The 22,600-nt window shown below is 62.9% G+C and carries 19 protein-coding genes; 8 read left to right on the top strand and 11 right to left on the bottom strand.

The genetic code is table 11. The annotated features are described in order from the left end of the window. Window positions 1–119: 119 nt before the first annotated feature. The 9 genes from QF038_RS09650 to QF038_RS09610 form a co-directional block, all read right to left on the bottom strand. Window positions 120–290, bottom strand: a complete 171-nt coding sequence (locus tag QF038_RS09650) for a hypothetical protein (protein ID WP_307609945.1) — start codon at window positions 288–290, stop codon at window positions 120–122. Then, complete coding sequence (locus tag QF038_RS09645; RefSeq protein WP_307609944.1) at window positions 283–1,761, bottom strand: MFS transporter; 1,479 nt, start codon at window positions 1,759–1,761, stop codon at window positions 283–285. Before QF038_RS09645 ends, QF038_RS09650 begins: the two co-directional genes overlap by 8 nt. Continuing rightward, window positions 1,754–2,065: a hypothetical protein gene (locus QF038_RS09640; RefSeq protein WP_307609943.1), complete on the bottom strand. Its 312-nt coding sequence runs from the start codon at window positions 2,063–2,065 to the stop codon at window positions 1,754–1,756. The genes QF038_RS09645 and QF038_RS09640 overlap by 8 nt, the downstream gene beginning before the upstream one ends. Then, entirely contained in the window at window positions 2,062–2,799 is a 738-nt protein-coding gene (locus tag QF038_RS09635) for a DUF4386 domain-containing protein (protein ID WP_307609942.1), read from the bottom strand. Before QF038_RS09635 ends, QF038_RS09640 begins: the two co-directional genes overlap by 4 nt. 37 nt (window positions 2,800–2,836) lie before the next feature. Then, a complete protein-coding gene (locus QF038_RS09630) occupies window positions 2,837–3,001 on the bottom strand; it encodes a hypothetical protein (RefSeq protein WP_307609941.1) in 165 nt (54 codons plus the stop codon). Between the two features lie 216 nt (window positions 3,002–3,217). Continuing rightward, window positions 3,218–3,844: a hypothetical protein gene (locus tag QF038_RS09625; protein WP_307609940.1), complete on the bottom strand. Its 627-nt coding sequence runs from the start codon at window positions 3,842–3,844 to the stop codon at window positions 3,218–3,220. Window positions 3,845–4,138: 294 nt separating this feature from the next. Further along, the gene (locus tag QF038_RS09620) at window positions 4,139–4,393 is read right to left on the bottom strand and encodes a hypothetical protein (protein WP_307609939.1); all 255 of its coding nucleotides are present in this window, start codon (window positions 4,391–4,393) and stop codon (window positions 4,139–4,141) included. 164 nt (window positions 4,394–4,557) lie between these two features. After that, entirely contained in the window at window positions 4,558–5,244 is a 687-nt protein-coding gene (locus QF038_RS09615; protein ID WP_307609938.1) for a hypothetical protein, read from the bottom strand. 131 nt (window positions 5,245–5,375) lie between these two features. Further along, entirely contained in the window at window positions 5,376–8,117 is a 2,742-nt protein-coding gene (locus QF038_RS09610; RefSeq protein WP_307609937.1) for a LuxR C-terminal-related transcriptional regulator, read from the bottom strand. 543 nt (window positions 8,118–8,660) lie between these two features. Between QF038_RS09610 and QF038_RS09605 the strand changes: the two genes are divergently transcribed. The 7 genes from QF038_RS09605 to QF038_RS09575 all read left to right on the top strand — a co-directional run bounded on the left by QF038_RS09605 (window position 8,661) and on the right by QF038_RS09575 (window position 18,431). Beyond that, window positions 8,661–10,094, top strand: coding sequence for an MFS transporter (locus QF038_RS09605; RefSeq protein ID WP_307609936.1), 1,434 nt, complete (start codon window positions 8,661–8,663; stop codon window positions 10,092–10,094). A 187-nt stretch (window positions 10,095–10,281) separates the two neighbouring features. Further along, window positions 10,282–11,304, top strand: coding sequence for an alpha/beta fold hydrolase (locus QF038_RS09600; RefSeq protein WP_307609935.1), 1,023 nt, complete (start codon window positions 10,282–10,284; stop codon window positions 11,302–11,304). Next, window positions 11,301–12,344 carry an NAD(P)/FAD-dependent oxidoreductase gene (locus QF038_RS09595; RefSeq protein WP_307609934.1) on the top strand — a complete coding sequence of 348 codons (1,044 nt, stop codon included), beginning with the start codon at window positions 11,301–11,303 and terminating at the stop codon, window positions 12,342–12,344. The genes QF038_RS09600 and QF038_RS09595 overlap by 4 nt, the downstream gene beginning before the upstream one ends. Window positions 12,345–13,593: 1,249 nt before the next feature. Further along, window positions 13,594–14,394, top strand: a complete 801-nt coding sequence (locus QF038_RS09590; protein ID WP_307609933.1) for an HD domain-containing protein — start codon at window positions 13,594–13,596, stop codon at window positions 14,392–14,394. Between the two features lie 363 nt (window positions 14,395–14,757). Further along, window positions 14,758–14,970 (top strand): heavy-metal-associated domain-containing protein, encoded by a 213-nt coding sequence (locus QF038_RS09585; RefSeq protein ID WP_307609932.1) that lies wholly within the window; start codon window positions 14,758–14,760, stop codon window positions 14,968–14,970. Further along, complete coding sequence (locus QF038_RS09580) at window positions 14,967–16,043, top strand: heavy-metal-associated domain-containing protein (RefSeq protein WP_307609931.1); 1,077 nt, start codon at window positions 14,967–14,969, stop codon at window positions 16,041–16,043. The genes QF038_RS09585 and QF038_RS09580 overlap by 4 nt, the downstream gene beginning before the upstream one ends. Before the next feature lie 72 nt (window positions 16,044–16,115). Beyond that, on the top strand, window positions 16,116–18,431 hold the full coding sequence (locus tag QF038_RS09575) for a cation-translocating P-type ATPase (protein WP_307609930.1): 2,316 nt from the start codon (window positions 16,116–16,118) through the stop codon (window positions 18,429–18,431). Between the two features lie 787 nt (window positions 18,432–19,218). Here QF038_RS09575 and QF038_RS09570 read toward each other — a convergent pair. Both QF038_RS09570 and QF038_RS09565 read right to left on the bottom strand, forming a co-directional pair. Beyond that, window positions 19,219–19,350, bottom strand: coding sequence for a helix-turn-helix transcriptional regulator (locus QF038_RS09570; protein ID WP_307613439.1), 132 nt, complete (start codon window positions 19,348–19,350; stop codon window positions 19,219–19,221). A gap of 164 nt (window positions 19,351–19,514) precedes the next feature. Then, the gene (locus tag QF038_RS09565) at window positions 19,515–20,861 is read right to left on the bottom strand and encodes an aspartate aminotransferase family protein (RefSeq protein WP_307609929.1); all 1,347 of its coding nucleotides are present in this window, start codon (window positions 20,859–20,861) and stop codon (window positions 19,515–19,517) included. 126 nt (window positions 20,862–20,987) lie between these two features. Between QF038_RS09565 and QF038_RS09560 the strand changes: the two genes are divergently transcribed. Next, window positions 20,988–22,583: a PucR family transcriptional regulator gene (locus QF038_RS09560; protein WP_307609928.1), complete on the top strand. Its 1,596-nt coding sequence runs from the start codon at window positions 20,988–20,990 to the stop codon at window positions 22,581–22,583. The last annotated feature ends 17 nt before the right edge of the window (window positions 22,584–22,600 follow it).

The following is a 22,600-nucleotide window of genomic DNA, read 5'->3' as shown; positions in this document are numbered from 1 at the left end:
GGTTAGGCGTGCTGTAGGTTAACCCTGGTTGGATCCTCACGCCTTGAACTAACCGTTACCAGCGTTAGGAAACGTGTTGGCGTGGTGCCTGGCAGAAGTGGAAATGGAGCGTTGGCTACTCAGTTCATCCCGGAGTAGGCATCGATGGCGCTCTGAAGATCGGCCAGCTGAGCCTGGGACATAGACCACACTCTTCCAACTTGCGGATCCTTCCTAAAGGAAACCTTTACCTCGTCCATCGAGAATATCTTTTTGTCATTTGTTTCAACGGTAAACCAGGTATCACTCATTTGGTTCTTTTCCTTTTGTTATAGATCGTGCCGTTCTAATCCCTCTAACCCGAGGATGGGTCGCGCCTGATCCCGGCCGCAGGTATTCGAACGCGACGATTGCGGCGACCGATGCAATGACTCCTGCGGCGATGAAGGCGTAATGGAACCCGGTGGCAAGTCCGCCCGCCTGCGTGGTGATCGCAGCAATGGCGCTGAAGGCTGCGATGCCGAACGCGCCGCCGATTTGCGAACTGGCGTTCGCCAATCCCGACGCCAGCCCGGTGAGCGTGGCCGGGATGCCTGCGGCAATCACCATCGTCGATGGTGTGAAGCTGAGGGCCACTCCTGCCGCGGCCAGGAGGAGCCCGGGCAGGACGTCGAACCAGTATCCGGCGCCGGGATGAGTGTGTGCGAGCCAGAAATGCCCGCACGCCAATAGCACCAGCCCCAGCACGAGCGTTTGTCCTGCGCCTAACCGTTTGACGATACGAGGAAGCAGTAGGAGCGAAACCAAGAATCCGGCTACTGACGTCGGAACCATCGCGAACCCGGCAACGCCGGGACTGAAGGCAAGCGCTTGCTGCAGGTAAAGGGCGCTGAGATAGAACGTCGACACCCGCGCGGCTCCTCCCAGGAGCCCGACGATTACACCTGCCGATACAGTCCGCTCTCGGAACAACTGCAGCGGAACGATTGGGTCAGCGGCCCGGCGCTCGATGGCTATGAACGCGCCGAGTAGGGCAACACCGACCATTCCGCCGCCGATGGTTTCGGTCGAGAGCCATCCGCGCTCGGCGACCGATAGTGTCGCGTAGATGAGGGAGAGCGCGCCCCCTGTGATGGATGCCGCTCCCCACGCGTCAAAGCGGCGGTCAGTCCTCATTGCCGAGGGGGCATCGAAGAGTAGCGGAGCGACCACGAAGGTCAGCAGGGTGATCGGAACGGTGAGAAAGAACACCCATTGCCAGCCCAGTGCGGCTGTCACCAGACCGCCGGCAGAGACACCGATCGCGCCTCCCGCGGCTGATGCTGCACCCCAAGCGCCCATGGCTTTCGCTCGCTCGGCCCCCTGAAAACCCACCAGAACGATAGAGAGCCCGGCCGGACTCAGGATCGCTGCGCTGATCCCTTGGAGTGCTCGCGCGATCACCAGGATAGCTTCGTTGGGCGCTAACCCGGCCATCAGGGTCGTGGCTGTGAATAGCGCTGACCCCAGCATAAACATCCGGCGGCTGCCGAAAAGGTCAGCCGCCCGGCCGGACAACAGCAGGAAGCCGCCGAAGCTCAGGAAGTAGGCATTCACCACCCAGGCGACACCGGTTTGCGTGAGTCCCAGATCCCCCTGGATAGAGGGGAGCGCGACATTCACCACTGCTGTGTCGAGCATCACCACGAACTGTGCCGCGATAAGTACGAGCAAAGTGATGCGCTGTTTCGCGCGTGAGCCCATGCCGGGTGCAGCGTACGTACTGGAGTCGCGGTCAGGCATGGAGGTCTGCTCCTGCAACGAGGAGTACTGCAAGAATTGTTGCGGCGACGAAGCCGACTGTGGCGTAGAACGGTGCGTCCATGCCTAGGACCGGGGTGCGCGGGGTGATAATCCCGAGGGTGACCGAGCTGAGAAGCTTCAGCCCTTGTGGAACGTGTTTGGTCCGGGCCCGGTAGTCAGCGGCGCTGACAGTCGTTGCCTGGACCCTAACCAGCAGTTCGCCGCGCCGCGGGGTGGGTTTGGGCTGATCATCGAGCAGGACCACGTCCGGGCTGCCGAAGCGGCGGTACACGGCGGCTTTCATAGCCGAATCCCGCCGCTCGTGCCGGTACCTGTCGCGGTGAGTTTGGCGGCGGCGGGGTTGAATCCCCTGGCGACCAGCCAGATGCCCATCCCGAACTCCCAAATGGCCAGGAACAGGGCGCCGAATCCGGCCAAGGGCGACACCGGACCCCACAGGCCAAAGAGCGTGCCGACCGCCCCGGCGATAAGCAGCGGCGCCCCGATGAATCCGAAGACAGGCAGTATCCGGGGCAGCAGACGGGACCTGTACATGAGCGAGCCGAGAAGCAGTGCGTTGAACGCAGGTATCAGGCCTTGTCCAAGCAGCGTGGTCCAGGCATGCTGGGCCAGCAGCGCCTGACCGGTGATGAGCGCATCCTCTCCGGCGCCGGCCTGGCGGAGGGTGACGATCGACATGAGTGCCACGACCCCAGCGAAAATTGCACCTGCCTCCAGGATCCGCGCCCCGACGAACCCGAGTGCGACCCCTTCGTTCTGCCGCTTCACCACCGGATACAGCGCGACGCCGGTGCCGATGCAGGCCAGGGCGACGATGACCTCCAACAGCCCGCCGACGATGACAAGGGCGTCCGGGCCCGGACCGCCGATGTATCCAGCGTCGGTCTTTACACGGTCATAAAGGAAGAAGGTAGGGATGGACACGAATGTGAGGAGGTAAAGCACGCCGGCGGCCAGCGAGGTCTTCCGGTGGGACACCAGAGGTGCCTTCCTCGTTCCGTGGTCAGTGGTAATCATGATGATTGGTCTCCTGATGAGGGGGCGGGTGCGAGTGTCAGCGGGTCTGGGGCAGGCAGCGGTCACGCGGCCTGGTCACGTACTGCCGGACCAGGGATTGCCAGGGAAGGATGAGGAGGACGATAACAACAAGAGAGCAGTTGATCGCAGCGGTGGCGGTGGCGTCGTTGAGCTCACCGGCGAGCCACAGCGGCAGCGCCAAGGTGCCGAGCCAAAATCAGCAGGGGCCATCACGTAGCTGTGAGCCGAGCGCCACAAAGAGAAAGCCCGCACGCAACAGGGCAATTCGCGGGACCTTACCTCTTGGAAAACGGCGGGTAGCGGCTTTCTCAGCGCGTTCTGGTCCAGAGAGACGCGCCCCGCCGACCGCAAAGAGTCGGCGGGGCACTTCGGGCAGTTACGGCTAGCTAGGGTGCAGTCACCGTGTTGCCTGTGCCCTGGCTGCGACCTCGTCGGCTGTTGCACGAGGAATGCTGCGTAGCATCCAGGTTGCAAGGAAAGCGGCGGCTACGGCCAAACCAACGAGCCCTAGCTGCAGCACGGTTTCCGGAAATACCGTTCGCAGGGCGATGGGAAGTGAACTCGCCGCGTATAGGATTATGGCGCCTTTCGGAGCGCTTGAAGTGCGCCACAGCGTGAGCATGAAGATCACGGTACCGAGCAGGAAAAGCATCGATACCACTGTCAGGGCGATACCCAAGGGACCTGAACGCAGGACGGCAATTACATCTTGGCCAATGTAGGGAAAGACGAGGTTGAGGACAAACTCGACCCCGACGAGGCCGGCTAGCGATGTTACGGAGATAACTGCACCTAAGGTTGCCAAGGTCCCGGCCTTGCGGGAAATCAACAGATACATCCCGATCACCAGTCCGATGGCGGCAATTTGAGCGATCGGTGCAGCGAGCTGGGTGAAAGGTGATGTGGGAATGATTCCTGCCCTCTTTGCCGCGTTGACCAACAGTATTGCTGCTGAGATAAATCCTGCGAAGGCAAAGATCCTGATGAGTGCTGCCGGTAGGAGTACTTCGATTTTTGATGACATTTGAAGCCTTATCTAAAGGGTTGTGCGCAAATAATGCGTGTAGAAGGAGGGGAGAGGATTCTGATACTCAGTTGTGGGCGGATATTGAGGTCTCTACTGACCTGGGTGATGAACGGGTTTCAGTCGGGCTAGGCCGCGAAGCCGGTCAGGACTTGCCGCACTTGTAGCGTCGGGATTGCCTCCTGATTGGACACTGGGTGGTGGGGTTGGGCTCGGGTGAGGACAAGGAGTGTGTTGCCTCCTGCTGCAAGGCCGTTGGTTGGAAACGGTGCTGTGGCCGCTGCAGGCCCAGTGCTAGATTTTGGTGGTTTTGTTCTGCGGGCTTGGGTCCTCCAGGAAATTCACGGCTATCAACGTCGCGCCGATGTCCCGAACTTTTGCGAGCAGGCCGTGCAGCGCTGCCTGATCGGCGACGGGTCCGCACAGGCTGGTTGTTCCATCGTTTTCTTGTGTGAGGACCATGCCTTCGAACCAATCGGTCCAAGAACTGTCGAGGTGTCCTCCGATGCGTAGTTGGTACTGCCCGGGTCGATGGTGTTCTGCTGGCATGTCGTTCATCCCCTTTCGAAGGCGGCTACCGTCCCACCGATGCGGGCGGGACGTTAACATGATTGAGCTCCTGCCGAGAGAGACGCTCTGAGCGAGGTGGCTTGATGCGCATCAAATGCCCGAGGACGTTGTCCTGGTACTTCGTCACGGGGTCTGTATTGGTTTCAGTTGGCAGGAGCGTGGGAGGGCCGGTGGCTTTCCTGGCCCAGTTGGCGGCCTGCGTTTGCACGTCCTTCAGACCAGAGGGAATAGCCGAGCCACATCATCGCCAGGCCCACCGGTACGGCGAAGGCACTGCCGGCGGTGTGCGGGAAGATTGAGGCAAGAGGCGTGAGGGCCATTCCGGCGATCAGGACGCCAGCGCCCCAACGGGAAAGGATCCGGGCACGGTAGATGGCGACGCCGAATATGAGGCCGCCTGGAATATAGAGCACGGCTGAGACCAGGGGCAGTGATTCCAAAGCGCCCAGGCTTACCTCGCCGCCGGAGCCGCTGAAGATTCCCAGGAAGCTGTCCACGAACTGGGGTGCTTCAGGAGCCAGTGGCGGCAGGATGAGCGTTTGGGCGAAGGTGAAGGCGGTCAACAGCACGAACCATGCACCGAACATGAGGTACCCGATCAGTCCAAGCAGCCCGGTTTCCTTGACCTGTCGGAGGTAGATGCCTGTCACGCCGGCCAGTCCCAGGACTGACATGCACAGGGTCATGTACCCTACGATCAGCCAGGCGAGGCCATAAACTTCGGACACCTCATCTGTTGGATGCAGTGGTTGCCTGAGAATGTATAGGAGCCCGGCCAGCAGGGCGGATATACCGGCGGCCTGGATAAGTTTGCTCGGTGTGATGCTCATGGTCCGCGCTCTCTGGTTTGGTTGGCCCGGAGCGGATGCCCCGACAACCTGAAGCTACCGGGGCGTGTGGTGACTCCGCGTCACCATCCGTGGTGATAGGTGTGGTGACTCTCCGAGGGCTGCCGGGGCCCTCAAAGTAGGCCCTGTTCCTTGCCATGGCGCACCGCTTCCCGCCGGTTGTTGACCTCGAGCTTGGTGAAGATGCGTTTGGTGTGGGTGCGCAGGGTGTTGACCGAGACAAAGAGCTGGCGGGCGATCTCCGGTCCGCTCAATGACGTGCCAAGTAACCTCAGTACCTCCAGCTCGCGCTTGCTGAGGTCCTCCAGCTGAGGTGTAGGAGTCCTCCTGATGACCGTTTGAGATTTCCCGGGTTCCAAGGATTGGAGAAGCAGGGCGGTGTGGGGAAGGGCTGGGCCCTTGCCTGCTGCCTCAGCCAGCAGCGGCGCCAGGGGCGGGCCTTCATCAAGAAAGAGGCGGACGTAACCCTCCGGTCCGGCTTCCACCAGGGCACGTTCCAGGGGCACCAGCGCCAGTGCGCGTTGGCCCTGGGCCTCCAGCGCGAGGGCCTGCAGCACGAGGACCTCGTATATGCTTCCTTTGCGTCCGGCTGCCTCCGCCGCTTCGAGCAGGCGCATGAGCAGGTCCGCCGCCTCCTGAATCGTTTTCTCTGCCGGTAGGACCCTGAATTGGGAAATGAGAAGACGCGCCAGGGTGAGATGCTCAAATTCCCGCAGGTAGCTCAGCTCCCCCACCGGCAACAGGTCGCGGCTACGTGCCCACTCCCAGCCCTCTGACAGTCGCCCCTGCCTGACCGCCATACGCGCCTTCAATGCCGGGATTGGGCGCACCTCCGGGAAAAAGCCACGCAGATACAGGAGTTGGGCCTGGTCAAGGGACTCAATGGCCCCGGCCATGTCCCCCTCGGATTCCCTCACGCCTGCCATCGCAACGAACCACCGGTAAGAGTGCTCCGTCAGGGGAGTGACTTGCCGGCCCAGCTCTTTACTTGTTTGAAGATGCCGGACTGCGCTCTCCAGGTCGCCAAATTCACGGCAGAGCTCGCTGTAGCCCACGTGCAGCTCAGCAGTGGCACGGGGCGCCGGTTCCCCTTGGGCGGCGGCATAGCCAAGGGCCCTTTCGTAAAGCTTTCGCGCTTCCTGGAGCTGCCCCAGTGCGACCTGCATGTCCGCCAGCAGGATGGTGCTGCTGAGCTCATCGGTGAGGTTTCCCGCTTCATGGAGGCTCGCGACCGCATCCGAGAAGGTGCCGACAGCCGTTTCAACGTCGCCTTGTGCCCAGGAAGCCAACCCCAGAAACGCTGCTGCGGCCCCACGGGCGAAATGGTCTTCCGGCCGGGCGAGTTCAAATGCCTGTCGTGCGTGTCGGGCGGTGGCGGAAACGTCGCCCCTGGCCTGAGCCAGTGAGGCTCGGTACATGGCGATGGTGGAGGGCAGCATTCGGAGCTCTTGCCCTCGGCCTGATGCCGAGGCGGAGTTTGCCGGTACCTCACTGTCTGCTGTTGCGGCTTCCAGTCCCTGTTCAGCGGCCCGAAGCCAGGGCTCGACGGTGTCGAGGTCGCCGGAGACGAGCATGCGCCATGCGTAGAAGACGCTGAGCAGGGGGCGGGTACGGACCACCTCGTCAGGAAGGGCCGTCAGCCAGGCCAGCATCATTCCATCCTGTCGGGTCCGGCGCAGTGTCGGCAGAACCGCTTCGATCAGGTCGGCGGCCCGTTCAAAGTCCTCGGCCGCCAATGCATGGTGAACCGCGTCCTCTGTCAGGTCATTCTGTTCATACCATTCGCTTGCCAGTCGATGCAGCTCAGGCATACGGCCGGGCAGTTCCTGTAATGCCCGTCCACGCAGGACTTCAGCGAACAAATGATGATAGCGATACCACTGCCGCCGATCATCCAGCGGCATAACGAACAGATTGTCCCGCTCCAGCGCCTCAAGCATGCCCTGGCCTCCACCCACACCTGTGAGTGCCTCACACAGACCTCCTGTCATGTGGTCCAGGAGAGCTGTGGTCAGCAGGAAATTGCGGACTTCGGCTGACTGGCGCTGCAACACCTCCTCCACCAGATAGTCGATGACGAAGCGATGGCTTCCCGTGAAAGCCTTGATGAACCCGGAGACGTCCCCATGCTCCCGTAGCGACACCCCGGCCAGCTGAAGCCCCGCGATCCACCCCTCGGTCCGGGTCTCGAGAGCAGCGATGTCGTCCACTGAAAGACCCAGATTCATAACCTGGTTGAGGAAATCAGCCGCTTCGTCAAATGTGAAGCGCAGGTCGGCGGCCCGAAACTCGGTTAGCTCACCCCGGCTCCGTAAACGGGCCAGCGACAGCGGCGGATCCGATCTTGTGGCGATGACCAGGTGCAACTGTGGCGGCAGATGGTCAAGAAGAAACGCGAGGGCTTCATGAACCTGTCGTTCTTCAATCACGTGGTAGTCATCCAGCACGAGGATGAACTCTTTCCCGGACCGCGCTATGTCATTGATCAGGGACGTCAGCGCCGGTTCCACCGCCAGGACCTGGCCGCTGTGCCTCAGGCCCGTGATCTCAGCGCCTATTTCCGGGTCCACGCCCTGCAGCGCAGCAACAACGTAGGCAAGAAAGCGTGAGGGGTCGTTATCGTGCGCGTCGAGGGACAGCCAGGCAATACATACGTCGGGGTGCTGCCGTCTGCGCTGGGTGATCCATTCGCTGAGCAGAGTGCTTTTGCCGAAGCCCGCAGGGGCGCACACGAGTGACAACTTCCGGCTCGCGCTCAAGTCATCGGTGAGGCGCTTAAACAGGCGGGGCCGGGAAGTAATCTGTGGGCGCGGTGCCGGAACAAAGAGCTTCGTAGCCAGCACAGGCGTCAGCATACCCCCAGTATAGAGGGGCAGGTTCCCCCGAAAGGCCGTTGTGAACGCTCCTGCCCTTGTCTGCATATTCAGGCTGGAGGCCTCTAGTGCCCGTCGTCGAAGCGTCTGATCGAGGAGCGCGCTGAGGCCGCATTGCGAACGCACCTGCAAAACCCCAGATGAGACGGTGCCCCCGATCGGGCCCAGCTCGTGATCATCGCCTACGAGAGCGGCTTACTCAGGCCACGCCAGACTGATGGAGCATTGCCACGCTTATCACCACATGTGGGGATGCGTGCTCATCACATGTCCTTGTACCTTGCTGTCAACCCAATAGAAAGTTGCGTCCGCCAACACACTGGCGAAAACGACGTGACGACCACCATCCGACCCGCACCACGCAGCCGAGGCCGGATGGACTCACTTCCCTCGGGCGATCGACTGTTCCGACCAGGGACACGGCACGCCGGTACACCACATCTTTGTTTGACGACAATACCCCTAGGGGGTATGCGGTGTACCCCGACCATGTATTTTCATTCGGCCCTTATGCAAGGAGTAACAATGAGTTCGCTTACAGACCGCCCTACCCGGCGACGGTGGTTGGGCCTGGCCCTCATCGCCGCCGCGCAGTTCGTGGTGATCATGGACACGTCGATCATCGGCGTCGCCTTACCGGACATCCAGCGCGAACTCGGGTTCACCCCCGAGTCGTTGTCCTGGGTCTTCAACGCTTATGTGGTGGCCTTCGGCGGGCTGCTCCTGCTCGGAGGCCGACTTTCCGACCTCTTCGGCGCGCGCAAGGTCTTCATCGCAGGCTGGGCGGCACTTCTTGTCGGCTCCGTCCTCGCAGGAGTCGCAGGCACGGTCGGCGTTGAAATCGCGGGCCGGGCTGTGCAAGGCGTGGGTGCCGCGCTGATCGCCCCCGCCGCGCTGACACTACTCATGACTCTCTTCGGAGGAACTCGTGACCTCCCGAAAGCCTTCGCGATCTACGGAGCAGCCGCGCCGATCGGCGGAGTAACGGGCGTGTTCCTCGGCGGAGTGCTCACCGAATACGCCAGTTGGCCCTGGGTGTTCTACATCACGATCCCCATCGCCGTCCTGGTGACCATCGGGGCATTCTTCGCGCTGCCGGCCATACCGGCGGCACGAAGCGGCTCCATCGACGTTGCCGGAGCGATAACAGCCACCGTTGGCCTCACCGCGCTCGTCTACGGAATCGTTCGCGCACCAGAAGCCGGGTGGGTAGCCGCCGAGACCTTGATCGCTGTGATCGGGGGCACCGGGCTGCTACTGCTGTTCTTCGTGATGCAGTCGCGCAGCCGGCAACCCCTCCTCCGCCTCAGCATCTTCCGAGCGCCTCAGCTCGGCGCAGCGAACCTGGCACAGGTGTTCCTCGGGGCAGCATGGATTCCAATGTGGTTCTTCCTGAACCTCTACCTCCAGCAGGTTCTGGGCGCCGGAGCATTCGCATCCGGTGCCGCACTGCTGCCGATGACCGCCTTGATCGTGGTCGGTATGATCGCCCTCGCCCCTCGACTCCAGGCCCGATTCGGGTCGAAACCCATGATCGTCAGCGGCCTTCTCGTTCTGAGCGCCGGCCTCGTCTGGTTGGCACTCGTGCGGCCAAACGGCAGCTACTGGATTGATGTTCTCCCGGCGTCCCTCCTCGCCGCGCTGGGAATGGCGCTCGCCTTCATCCCCTCGTTGACAACCGCCATCTCAAGCGCACGGCCAGAAGAGACCGGCGTCGCCGCCGGACTCGTGAACACCAGCTACCAGATCGGTTCAGCCATAGGCCTCGCCGCCCTGACTGCGGTAGCGGCCGGCTTCACTGGTCCAACCGGTGATGCAGTGGCGCTCACAGACGGCTACTCCGCCGCCTTCATCGGAGCGGCAATTCTGGCCCTCATCGGGGCAGCCGTCGCCGCTATTGCCTTGCGACCCACTGCAGTCGTAGCGCACGAACCGGTCACGGCGGAAGCCGCGGCATAGTCACCCAGTGGGGCACGGCGTATCCCGCCGTGCCCCACTGACCGGGTCCCCACGGACCCTTCCTTCATCCGAACATCCCCAACCCTCTGGACACAATCCCATGCCGCAAGTCACTCGTAAGCCATCACAGCCCGCAACAGAAGGAACACCTGGAAAGCGTCTCTGGCCATTCCATCGCACCCGCAAGGTGATTGGTGTCATCGCACTCACCGCGCTGGGAATCACGCTTGCATCCACAACGGCCAACGCGGTCCTGGAACAGCAGGAGAGGTCGAGCACTGCCCAGTACGGTGAACTGGTGGAGGTCGCGGGAGGCGCACTGAACGTCGTTCGGGCCGGCACCAAAGGCGGACAACCCCTGGTCCTGCTCAGCGGCTTTTCCACGGTAGCTCCGGGCCTGGACTTCGCCCCTTTGATCAGGGAACTCGATGCTTACGACGTGATCGTCGTCGAGGGCTTCGGATACGGCTACAGCGACTTGACCGCACGTGAGCGAACCGCGAAGAACATCAGCACTGAGCTGCACGAGGCCCTCTCGTCACTCGATCTCAAGGAACCATACGTCCTGGCTGCACACTCGCTCGGGGGCTTGTACACACTCGACTACGCCAACCGGTACCCCAGCGAAGTAGCCGCCGTGATCGGCATCGACTCCAGTGTGCCCAACGCCCAGCTCGAGAAGGAAGCCACGGCTAACAACGGCGGCCCCAATATCACCGGGATACTGTCCACAATCGGCTTCGTCCGAACCGTGGTCTGGGCCGCGCCCAGCGTGGTGGCCCCGAAAAGCGACGACTACACCCCATCCGAAATAGAGCGCATGCGGCAGATGACAAGCTGGAACTTCGGCAACGCTACCGTTCACGACGAAGCCGCTCACGTCGCCAGCAACGCCGCGGCACTCCGCGACGTGCGCTACCCGGAGGATCTGCCCGTTCTTCACTTCATCGCCAGTGACAACGTGGCTTCGGCGTCCGGCTGGCTGGACTCGCACAAGGACCAGCTCAAGAACGTCAGCCGCCACGAAATCGTCGAGCTCGAGGGCAATCATTACCTGCACTGGACACAATCAAAGGCCATGGCCGAGAAGATCACGCAATTCCTACAGGAAGGTGCCCCATCCCAGGGGCCGTCCACGCCGCTCGTTGCGTCGGGCTGGGAGATTCAGTACGATCCGAAGCCCCTGGCCGGCGGCAAGGGTCGGTCGTGAACGGCCGGGTCATCGTTGTCGGTGGCGGTCAGGCGGGTCTCGCGATCGGGCACTACCTGCAGGCCGCGGGCGTGGACTACGTCATCCTTGACGCCCATGATCGGCCGGGATCGCAGTGGTCACAGCGCTGGGACTCCCTGAGGTTGTTTACTCCGGCTCGATACTCTGGCCTGCCCGGCTCACAGTTCCCGTCCACGGACCCGTGGAGCCATCCGACGAAGGACGAGGTCAGTCACTACCTCGCCGGCTACGCGCAAGCCCACAATCTGAATGTCCGGTTCAGCTCGCTCGTCGAGCGCGTTCAGCACGACGGCGACACCTTTCTCGTCGACGTCGGCGGGACGATCGAGCCCGCCGACCGAGTGGTGATCGCCACCGGCCCATTCGCAACACCGTGCGTACCGCCATTCGCGGTCGCTCTCGAGGAGCACATCCAGCAACTCCACTCGGAGTCCTACCGGAACGCAGCCCAGATCCACGGTGAAGAAGTCGTCGTGGTGGGAGGCGGAAACGCCGGCCTCCAGATCGCGTTGGAGTTGGCGAGCGCGGGTAAGCGCGTGCATCTGGGCGAGCGCACGCGAGCACGAACGTTACCGCAGAAGGTACTCGGCCGAAATCTATACTGGTGGTTCGACAAGACCGGCATCGTGAAGGCACGCCCAACCTCTCCCATCGGTCGCTACCTCAGGAGATCGGAGCCGATCATTGGTACGACCCGTCGACAGCTTCGGAACGCGGGCGTCGTGCTTCATCCGGGTGCATTGGGTGCTGACGCCGCCACGGTGAGCTTCGCCGACGGCGCGGTCGTTCGTCCCGACTCGGTGATTTGGGCTACTGGTTATGTCACCGACGATCGTTGGATCGACGTGTCGGGAGCATTGGACAGCTCACACACCCTCGTCACCGACGGAGGCGTGACGCCGATGCGTGGCTTGTTCACGATCGGCCGACCTTGGCAGCGGAATCGTGGATCGGCCCTTCTGGGTTTCGTGGGCGAGGACGCCCGTCAGCTCAGCGAACTGATCACCCAGAATTTGTAGCTGACAGCCGATCCCGGCTATCAAAACGTCGATGACAAGAAGGCAGATACACATGTCCTCTCTTGAACGCCCGGGAAGTGGCCGCATGCCGGCGAGTGTGCCGACGTGGGCCGTCATCTGGGGCGTGGTCATCGCCGTGGGGCAAGCCGCGTCGTCCCGCGTTCTCATGGCTCCGACCCGCCACTGTTTACGCTCTCGGTCTCGCCGTCGTCTGCGCGCTGTCTACATCGGTTTTGCTGTGGCCGATGGTCGCACGAGAGTGGTGGTGGCGGAGTTAGTGTGCAGCGCGTCCTCATCCTCATTCTCGAACTGGAGCGCTGTGACGCCGATAGAGCACCATCGCCGAGGTCCGGAAGTTCGGACCGAGTGGGCTCTTGTCCAGAATGCCGCGGTACGTGGTCGATCACACGGTTGAAACGACCCGTGGGAAAACCTTGCTCATTCCCTCAGAGCCGTGAAGATTGCGGAACGATCAGCGTTGTCGGACTGATCGGGGCTTGGCCGCGTAGATAAGAACCTACGAATTCGTCACCAGAAATGTGAATCCCATTCGAATCACCACCTCATTCACCAATTGTGGTGATGTTGTGTCACCACGCGCATCCGTAGCTTTGGAAGTGTCCCCAGCACCCATGCCCAGGACAAACAAATCATTCAGCGGTTCACATTATTAGATTCCGAGGTGAAGATCATGACTCGTGAAGAGGCTTACGCAAGGTGCTCCTCAGACTCATACGTTGAGTTCTACAGCGGCCAATGGCTCATCGTGTCATTCGCACCTGTCCAGCAACCAGACTTCTTCGTTTGCTTACCAGAGGGTGCACGGGTCCTTAAGGGCAACTTGGGATCGAAATAACCACTGCAATTTACCAATGCCGGGTATTGGCCCGCTCTTGTACTAGGAGTAGCAATGAGTTCGCTTACAGACCATCCAAAGCGCCACTGGCCATTCCGACGCACGCGCAAAATAGCTGGCGTTGTCGCTATCACTGCCCTGGGGTGTTCGAGGGCAACAAGGCAGAAACGACCACCCTCATCCCCGTCCTGGAAGCCTTCCAAAAACGTCACGGCGTCAGCCATGGTCGCCGACGCCGACGCCGGAATGCTCTCGACACAGAACCTGAACCCCGACGACGCCGCCAACAAACAGGCGGCATGATTCCCGGAACGGCTCACAGGGATTCACCTGGAACCTTCAAGTTCCAAACTCACCGATTGGACAGGACAACGAATGTCACGAACCCCACGAATGGGCACGCTCGCTTGGGCCGAGCAATCAGCCCGGTTGTCGAACACCGAGCGCATCCGCTTGATTGCAGACGTCGCCGCCTCTCAAGTCACCGCAGGACTCGAGCGGTTCGCAGTACGGAGTGGCTTGCGCGGCGCCGCTCTAGGCCGTGTGGACCTTAAGTCGGTGCCGGTCGTCGACTCGATCGAGGCACGGGCTGCTCTTGAATTTGCCACCGAAGTCTACGACTTGAGGCTTCTCCTTCATTGCCAACGGAGCTGGTATTGGTCTTGGATGCTGGGGCAGTATGAGGGCCGGCGTGCAGATCCGGAACTCGTGTTCGTTTCGTGCATACTGCATGACCTCGGGCTCGCCGATCGATACAGCCCGGCGGCGGCGGACGGGGATTTCTCTGTGGTCGGCGCCCTGGCGGCCCGGACGTTTCTGACGGAACGGGGATGGGCTCCACAACGACGGGATATTGTCGCTGACGCAATCAGCCTCCACCTCAACCCCAGAGTCGATGCAAGGATCCACGGTGACGAGGCCAGGTTGCTCTCGCTTGGCCCTGCACTGGATTTCTTTGGCTTCGGCGCGCATCGCATCCCGTCGGCGACCGCGCGTGAAGTCCTGGAGAAACACCCACGTCCAGAGAGCGCCAAGGACTTGTTTCCCGAGATCGTCCATGGCGACGGTTGCCGCCCGTCATTCCTGCTCTCACTAGGTATCAAACGCTTCGTGACCGACAACCCGCTGGATCGAATTGGGGATACTGTAAATGAGTCAGGATCCCTGCTCGGCTCACCCCGCCAAGACGATTGACCGAGGGATAGAGGTGAGTAAGCCCTCAGGGGACAGTTCAAAGCCCGAGCTCGATGCGTCGTCACGATGGCCCTCGCAAAAAATCCTCGCCCTGGCCGGAGCAATAGTCGCTGCGTTTGCGATATCGAGACGGCGGGCCTATACGCCTGCGTCAAACGAATCCATCCCCGTGTCATAGGAGGGCGTCGTTCATCTGAAAGGCATCCGTCACTGGGGCAACTGCAGGGCCTCGCCGCTCCAGTCAATGCTTCGGAGCTACCCATCTCCGATTCCTATTTCTTAGCCTGCTGGAGTCCATACGGCACCAGTACCCCAGCAGGTAGGCAGATACCTCTCTAGGTTTATTGAAAGGCAACACACACGATGAAGACCACTGAATTTCAAGTTACCGGAATGATCTGCGGACACTGCGAGCTGTCCATCCGCGAAGAAGTCCGGGAGGTCCACGGCGTCGAGTCCGTGGATGTTAGCTACCGGACCGGCAAGCTCGTAGTCACCGGCAGCGAAACAATTCACGACGCGGCTGTCATCGCCGCTGTTCAGGCAGCCGGCTACCAGTGGGTGCGGGCGGCGTGAATGCAGCCGGACGATTGGGCGCTTACGCGCTGGGACTTGCCGTGGTGTTCACTGGTGCCTTCGCAGCGGCCGGAGCCGTAGTGCCGGAGCAGACGGTAACCGCTTGGGAGCAGTCCGCGGCAGGAGCCGAAGGGCCGGAGCAGACGGTCACCGAAAGGACGCAGTCCGCGGAAGGTTCCACGGGCGGACACGCTAGCGGCGGGCACGCGGGACAATCCACCCCGGGTACCTCCGCCAGTAAGGCCACTACCGGCCCGTCAGCGCAGGGCGTAACCGCGGAACGGGCCGGGTACCTGCTGCGGGAGATTGCGGCACCGGCGGCTATTGGGACGGCCGGGGAGCTGGCATTTACGATTACCGGCCCGGACGGGTCGCCGGTCACCGAGTTCGAGATTTCACATGAAAAGCAGATCCACCTGATTGTGGTGCGTTCTGACGGGAGCCATTACCGTCACGTGCACCCGGTGATGGACGAGGCCGGGCGCTGGTCGTTGCCGTGGGAGTGGGATGCGGCCGGAACGTACCGGGTTTACGCCGACGTTGTGCCGGCCGGAGCCGGTGAGGGCCTGACGCTGACCCGCACAGTAGATGTGGCCGGGCCCTTCGAGCCCGCCTCCTTGGAAGTGTCGACCGCTGATGAAGTAGACGGGTTCAAGGTCTCCCTGAACGGTGACCTGGCGGCTGGGTCAGCCGCTGCTCTGACGGTCAGTGTCAGCCGCGACGGTCAGCCGGTGACCAGCCTGGAGCCCTACCTGGGTGCCTACGGGCACTTGGTGGCGCTGCGTTCGGGAGATCTGGCCTACCTGCACACCCACCCTGAAGGTGCTGAACCGGTCCACGGCGAAGTCTCAGGGCCCGAAGTAAAATTCGCAACCACCGCTCCGACCCCTGGCCGCTACTACCTCTACTTCGATTTTCAGGTTGACGGGCAAGTCCATTCCGCAGGGTTCGTCCTGGACACCACCGGTTCAGCCCCAGCCCCGGCGGCAGCATCGGAACCTTCCGCAACAGTCACCCCCGAGACCCACCCCACCGCCGACAGCGCAGCTGACGACGGGCATGGCGGTCACTGACCCACCCCCTACCATCCCCGAGGGGACCCGGCGTGACACGCCGGGCCCCGCACCGGGAGAAAGAAGTATCCAATGTCTGAAACCGCGGCCTTTCAGCAGGCGCCGGGCATCGACATCGAACTTGAGATCGGCGGGATGACCTGCGCTTCGTGCGCCAACCGGATCGAACGCAAGCTCAATAAGCTCGATGGCGTCATCGCTTCGGTGAACTACGCTACCGAGAAGGCACGTATCACCGCCCCTGCCGGATATGATCCTCAGGCCCTGGTCGCTGAGGTGGAGAAGACCGGTTACACCGCAGCCCTGCCCATTGCGCAGAAGGACCAGCGACAGGGGGACACGGAGGACCTTCCTGACACGGAACTGCTGTCCCTGAAGCACCGTCTGATCGGCAGCGCCGTGCTCACGATACCGGTCATCGCGATGGCGATGATCCCGGCCCTGCAGTTCAACTACTGGCAGTGGCTATCCCTGGCGATGGCCGCGCCGGTGATCCTCTGGGCCGGATGGCCGTTCCACAAAGCCGCTTACACCAACCTTCGCCACGGCACCGCGACCATGGACACCCTGATCTCCATGGGCACCACCGCGGCATTCTTCTGGTCGCTCTACGCACTGTTTCTCGGCACCGCCGGGACACCGGGCATGACACACCCCTTCGAACTGACCGTGGCTCCCACCGACGGCGCGGGCAACATCTACCTGGAGGTCGCCGCGGGGGTGATCCTGTTCATCCTGGCTGGACGCTACTTTGAAAAGCGCTCCAAGCGTCATGCAGGGGCTGCCCTGCGCGCCCTGCTGGAACTGGGCGCCAAGGACGTGGCCGTGCTGCGCGACGGCGCCGAGATCCGCATCCCCACCGACCAGCTGTCGGTCGGTGATGAGTTCATCGTCCGTCCCGGCGAGAAAATCGCCACCGACGGCGTCGTTGTCAGCGGCCGCAGCGCCGTTGATGAATCCATGCTCACGGGCGAGCCCGTGCCGGTGGAAGTCGGTGCAGGGGACACGGTGACGGGGGCCGCCGTCAACTCCGGCGGCCGCCTGCTCATCCGAGCCACCCGGGTCGGTTCAGATACCCAGCTGGCGCAGATGGCCCAGCTCGTGGAGAACGCCCAGTCCGGCAAGGCCGAAGTCCAGCGGCTGGCCGACCGGATCTCCGGAGTGTTCGTACCCATCGTGATCGCCATCGCAACTGCCACACTTGCCGCATGGCTCGGCGCGGGATTCCCCATCACAGCGGCATTCACCGCCGCCGTGGCCGTCCTGATCATCGCCTGCCCCTGCGCCCTGGGCCTGGCCACCCCCACCGCCCTGCTGGTGGGCACCGGCCGAGGGGCCCAGCTGGGCATCCTGATCAAGGGCCCGGAAGTGCTCGAATCCACCCGCAAGGTCGACACCATCCTGCTGGACAAGACCGGAACCATAACCACCGGCAAGATGACCCTCCAGGGCGTGCACACCGCACCGGGCGTCGACACGAACGAACTCCTCCGCGTCGCCGGAGCACTCGAGGACGCTTCCGAGCACCCCATCGCCCAGGCCATCGCCCGCGGCGCCACCCAACGCGTGGGCGACCTGCCCGTCCCGGAGTCCTTCAAGAACATCGAAGGACGCGGCGTGCAGGGCGTGGTCGATGGGCACTTGGTCATCGTTGGACGAGAATCCATGCTCAAGGACTGGTCCCTGACCATGCCCCCAGACCTCGCCCGTGCCAAAGTGCAGGCCGAATCCGCCCGGGAGACCGCCGTGGTCGTAGCCTGGGACGGACAGGTCCGCGGAGTGCTCACCGTCGCTGACGCGATCAAGGAAACCAGCGCCGAAGCCGTCGCACAGTTCCGCGCCCTGGGCCTGACTCCGATACTGCTGACCGGTGATCACCAGATCGTCGCCGAACAGGTCGCCGCCCAGGTAGGGATCGACCAGGTCATCGCCGAAGTCATGCCGCAGGACAAGCTCCGTGTTGTCAAGGACCTGCAGAAGCAAGGCAAAGTCGTGGCCATGGTCGGGGACGGCGTCAACGACGCTGCGGCCCTGGCCCAGGCCGACCTGGGCCTGGCCATGGGTACCGGCACCGACGTGGCCATCGAGGCCGCGGACCTCACCCTGGTCCGTGGTGACCTGCGCGCGGCCGCCGATGCGATCCGGCTCTCCCGCAAAACCCTCGGCACGATCAAGACCAACCTGTTCTGGGCTTTCGCCTACAACGTGGCCGCGATCCCGTTGGCCGCTCTCGGCTTGCTCAACCCGATGCTCGCCGGAGCCGCGATGGCCTTCTCCAGCGTCTTCGTCGTGACCAACAGCCTCCGCCTGCGCTCCTTCAAAAGCCAGGCAGGAAACCCGCCACCAGCCGGCGCGCGCTCCCGCGCACGACAGCCGATCGACGCCTGAACCAACAACCCACCCCCGAAAGGAAACCCACCATGGGATTCCTTCACGGTGCCCTTAGTGATGCCGTGCCCTTCGGGCTCACCCGTGAGCATCGGGACAAGTGAACGTCGTCCTGATTTGCAGGAAGCTGAAAAAGATGAACCCTGTTCCAGGATCCGCCATCGGTGCACGAGAACCCGTGAGGGCGGAAGGGATGAAGCGCCTAAAGGCCCTATAGATTCTTCTTGGTGCGCGCATGTCAGTTTCCTTCTTGGAATGGGCTTGGAGTGCGTCGAGGATGAACAGCGCTGGTAGTCCGGCCGAAGTGCGAAGACAGCGGTGTCAACCCACGCGTCGCCCAAGAACTCCTGAAGCGCGTCAAAGTCACGCATCGGTCGCCTCTGCCCTGTGTCCTGAACCGACGCCCGGTTCAAAAACTGCCAAGGAGAACCGAGCCGGTTTCTTGCCCACGGAGCCGTACGCGTGTTCACGTCGCCGGGTAATGAGACAGCGTCTCCGGTATCGAGGACGAACGTCTCACCGCCAACCACAATGGAGACAGATCCGTCCTGGACCTGCAGCAGCTCCTTGGTCCCCGCTGGATGTGCCTCGCTCTCGCGACTATCCCCGGCGCCCATCGTCCAGTCCCACAGCTCGACCACGTTGGGTGGTTTAGTCCCGGCGACAAGCAGGCCGCGGCCACCGGTATCGGAACTCCAAAGGGCAGCACCTTCACCGCGTCGGGTGACGTCACAGGACTGGGGCGGGGCATTTCGACCAACGCAGGCAGCCCGATACCCCTCATCGCTCAGCCGCAGCAACTACCCGCACTGGGGTTCGCCGCACCCTGTTCGACATTGATCAGCATGCGGCGGCTCACCCCTGCGGCATCTGCAAGCTGGTCGAGCGTCAAGCGTCGCGACTGTCGTTCCTGCCGCACCGGCCACCGATCGCCGCAAGAGCAGTCGTACTCGCATCCATGAAGTGCATCATGCTGCACTTTCGGCGCAATTTGTGCATCGCCCGTCCGGCACCTGGTGGGCAAGTGAATTGCCGCGACACCCGCCCGGCGGCGGATTTACGAGTTCAACTTGTGCGGGGCGCTCAAGCGCTGGCGGCGGTAAGTGCCTGATCGTAGATCGTCAGTGCCTGGGCCACTTCTTCGGCGGTGACGACGGCCGGCGGTACGACGTGGACGCGGTTTTCAGCGATGAACGGCAGCAGTCCACGGCCAAACAGTTCCGCTTTCAGCCGTCCCATGTATTCGGCGGCGACAGGGGTGCGGGTGGTCCGGTCCTGTACGAGCTCCAGCGCCCAGAAGACACCCCGTCCCCGGACCTCGCCAATGACGCTGTGCTTTTCAGCAAGTGCGTTCAGGCCCGGCTCCAGGTGGCCCCGGCCAATTCGTGCGGCGTTGCCCACTATGTCCTCTTCCTCGAACGCCTCGATGGAGGCGACGATGGAAGCTGCCGCGATTGGGTGTCCTGAATAGGTCAAGCCGCCCGGGAAGACGCGTTCGTCGAAGGTGGCTGCAATGTCGCCGGAGATGATGACGCCACCCACCGGGACGTAGCCCGAGTTGACGCCTTTGGCGAAGGTGATCAGGTCCGGGGTCACGTCAAAGGCGTCGAAGGCGAACCAGTCTCCGGTGCGGCCAAAGCCGGCCATGACCTCGTCGAGGATCATCATGATCCCGTACTCGTCACACAGCGCCCGCACGCCTTCGAGGTAGCCGGGCGTGGGGACCAGGATGCCAGCGGTGCCAGGGACGGTTTCGAGGAGGACAGCTGCGACCGACTGGGGTCCTTCGGCCTGGATCACGCGGCGCAGGTGGTGCAGTGCCCGTTCGGTTTCCTGCTTAGGCGTCTCCGCCCAGAACTCTGAGCGGTAGAGGTACGGGCCGAAGACGTGGATGTGGCCGCGGGAGTATTCGTTGGGGATGCGGCGCCAGTCCCCCGTCGCTGCAATCGCGGCGCCGGTATTGCCGTGATAGGAGCGATAGCGGGAGATGACTTTGTCGCGGCCGGTGTGCAGGCGTGCCATCCGAATGGCATTCTCATTGGCGTCTGCGCCGCCGTTGGTGAAGAACACCTTGTCCATGTTGGCGGGCGCGTGGGACAGGATCTTGGCTGCTGCCGTCGCCCGCACGTGGTTGGCGTGTGCCGGAGCCACGGTTGCCAGGCTTGTTGCCTGCTGGGCGATGGCGGCGATGACTTTCGGGTGCTGGTGGCCGATGTTGGTGTTGACCAACTGGCTGGAGAAGTCCAGGAAGGTGTTGCCGTCGTGGTCCCAGACGGTGCTGCCGGAGCCGCCGGCGATCGCCAGGGGGTTGAGGGACTTCTGCGCAGACCAGGAATGGAAGACGTTCGCCCGGTCGAGGGCAACGACGTCGGCGTTGCTGAGGCCTGCGTTATCGATTGCTGAGTCCAGGATTGCCGGGCTGGCGACCATGACGGTTCCTCTCGGTGGATGGATTGGGAAGTTCCTTCATCATCCGGTCCAAGGGGGTCGAATCGCCGTATACGTTTGTACAATCAGTCCAGTCCTGTTCGACGTTTTCACATCTTGGGGTTCCCGATGCCACCCAGCCTGAACATCCTCCTCCGCAGCCGGTCGCTGAAGCTTCGGCTCGTTGTGCCCGACCTTGGCGCCCAACGGCTCGAAGAACCGGTCAGCTGGGTGCACAGCTCTGACCTTGAGGACCCTACCCCGTTCCTGGACCCGGGCCAGCTGCTGCTCACGGATGGCACGCAGTTCCCCGTGGCCGTTGTGGGTGGTGATGGGGCCGGAACGACGACGGCGGAACGGGCGCCCGAGGGCGGGCCGCAGGAGGTGCCGAACGGCCAAGGGTACGAGGAGTATGTGCGCCGGTTGGTGGATCACGGCATCGTGGGCCTTGGCTTCGCGACTCAGGTCATCCACGGGACGTTGCCGCCGGGACTCGAGGAGGCGTGCCGGAATCAGGGCCTGCCCTTGTTGGAGGTTCCGGACCGCACGCCGTTCATCGCCATTATCCGCAGGGTGGCGGACTACCTCGCGCGGGAAGAGCACGCCCGGGCGGAGTGGTCGCTGCAGGCGCAACGCGCCATTTCCCGTGCAGCGCTCCGGCCCGACGGCCTGACGTCCATCCTGGGCGAACTTGAACGGCAACTGCACAGCTGGGTGGCCCTGTATGACGCGGCAGGGAACTATGTCCGGATGCCGCGGAACCGCCCCGTTCCAGCAAACATCGCCGCCCACGTTAGCCAGCGCGTACGGGATGCACTGGACCTTGGCACGCGTTCGGCCTCACACCTGGAGATCGAGGGCCAGTCGGTGACCCTCCAAACCCTCGGACGTAAGGGCAGTCTTCGGGGAGCCCTGGTTTTGGGCGCCATCGAACCCCTGGATCCCGCGAGGGCGGACATCGTCAACAGCGTGATTGGCCTGGCCAGCCTTGCCTTGGAGCAGGCACGCACCCTCGATACTGCCCGCAGGCACCTCCGCGCCGGCGTTTTTGAGCAGCTGCTGGCAGGCAGCACCGACGTCGCCATTCGGACGGCGAGGCAAGTATGGGGCCAGCTGCCGCGGGAGCCTCTGCTGGTGACGGCAACACGTCAGGAGAGTCCTGCGCCGAACCTGCTCGAAGCCCTGGAGCTCCTGTCCGATGATTACCGCGGTGCGGTCTTCTACGCTGTGCGCGGTGAACTGCTGGTAGTCCTCACGGCACAGGCCCACCAGGACAAGGTCCTGGAACTGCTCAAGCGCCACGGTGCAGTGTGCGGTGTCTCGGCGGAAACCGCCATGAGTGGCCTGGCGGATGCCCTCGAGGAGGCGACGCGGGCGGTGCTCCGTGCCGCGGAGTTGGGCCGCGCCGTCGTCGCATTCCCTGAACTGTCCGACGGCGGGATGCTGGGTTTGCTGCGCGAAGAGAAGGCAGGGCCGGTGGCCCGGAGGCTCCTGCAGCCACTGATTGCGCACGACGCCGCCGAGCAGACTGAACTGCTGGAGACTGTCCGCGAATGGTTCGCCAACAACTGCGTTTGGGACAAGACCGCACGGCGCCTGGGCGTCCACCGGCATACCCTGCGCAACAGGATAGACGCCGCCGGCAGGATCCTTGGCCTGAACCTGGACGGCATGAGCGACCGCCTGGAACTCTTCGCCGCGGTGCAGTTCCTGGAGGAGCGTTAGCAAAAAGCACGCAGGAT

Origin of the sequence: Pseudarthrobacter sp. W1I19 (assembly GCF_030817835.1) — a bacterium.
Classification (GTDB): Bacteria; Actinomycetota; Actinomycetes; order Actinomycetales; family Micrococcaceae; genus Arthrobacter.
This window is presented reverse-complemented; position numbering and strand designations above follow the sequence as displayed.

Coding starts and splice junctions, on each gene's coding strand:
- QF038_RS09650 (WP_307609945.1), bottom strand. CDS start 290: ATGAGTGATACCTGGTTTACCGTTGAAACAAATGACAAAAAGATATTC.
- QF038_RS09590 (WP_307609933.1), top strand. CDS start 13,594: ATGGGCACGCTCGCTTGGGCCGAGCAATCAGCCCGGTTGTCGAACACC.
- QF038_RS09565 (WP_307609929.1), bottom strand. CDS start 20,861: ATGGTCGCCAGCCCGGCAATCCTGGACTCAGCAATCGATAACGCAGGC.
- QF038_RS09620 (WP_307609939.1), bottom strand. CDS start 4,393: ATGCCAGCAGAACACCATCGACCCGGGCAGTACCAACTACGCATCGGA.
- QF038_RS09605 (WP_307609936.1), top strand. CDS start 8,661: ATGAGTTCGCTTACAGACCGCCCTACCCGGCGACGGTGGTTGGGCCTG.
- QF038_RS09575 (WP_307609930.1), top strand. CDS start 16,116: ATGTCTGAAACCGCGGCCTTTCAGCAGGCGCCGGGCATCGACATCGAA.
- QF038_RS09635 (WP_307609942.1), bottom strand. CDS start 2,799: ATGATTACCACTGACCACGGAACGAGGAAGGCACCTCTGGTGTCCCAC.
- QF038_RS09585 (WP_307609932.1), top strand. CDS start 14,758: ATGAAGACCACTGAATTTCAAGTTACCGGAATGATCTGCGGACACTGC.
- QF038_RS09610 (WP_307609937.1), bottom strand. CDS start 8,117: ATGCTGACGCCTGTGCTGGCTACGAAGCTCTTTGTTCCGGCACCGCGC.
- QF038_RS09615 (WP_307609938.1), bottom strand. CDS start 5,244: ATGAGCATCACACCGAGCAAACTTATCCAGGCCGCCGGTATATCCGCC.
- QF038_RS09645 (WP_307609944.1), bottom strand. CDS start 1,761: ATGCCTGACCGCGACTCCAGTACGTACGCTGCACCCGGCATGGGCTCA.
- QF038_RS09560 (WP_307609928.1), top strand. CDS start 20,988: ATGCCACCCAGCCTGAACATCCTCCTCCGCAGCCGGTCGCTGAAGCTT.
- QF038_RS09640 (WP_307609943.1), bottom strand. CDS start 2,065: ATGAAAGCCGCCGTGTACCGCCGCTTCGGCAGCCCGGACGTGGTCCTG.
- QF038_RS09625 (WP_307609940.1), bottom strand. CDS start 3,844: ATGTCATCAAAAATCGAAGTACTCCTACCGGCAGCACTCATCAGGATC.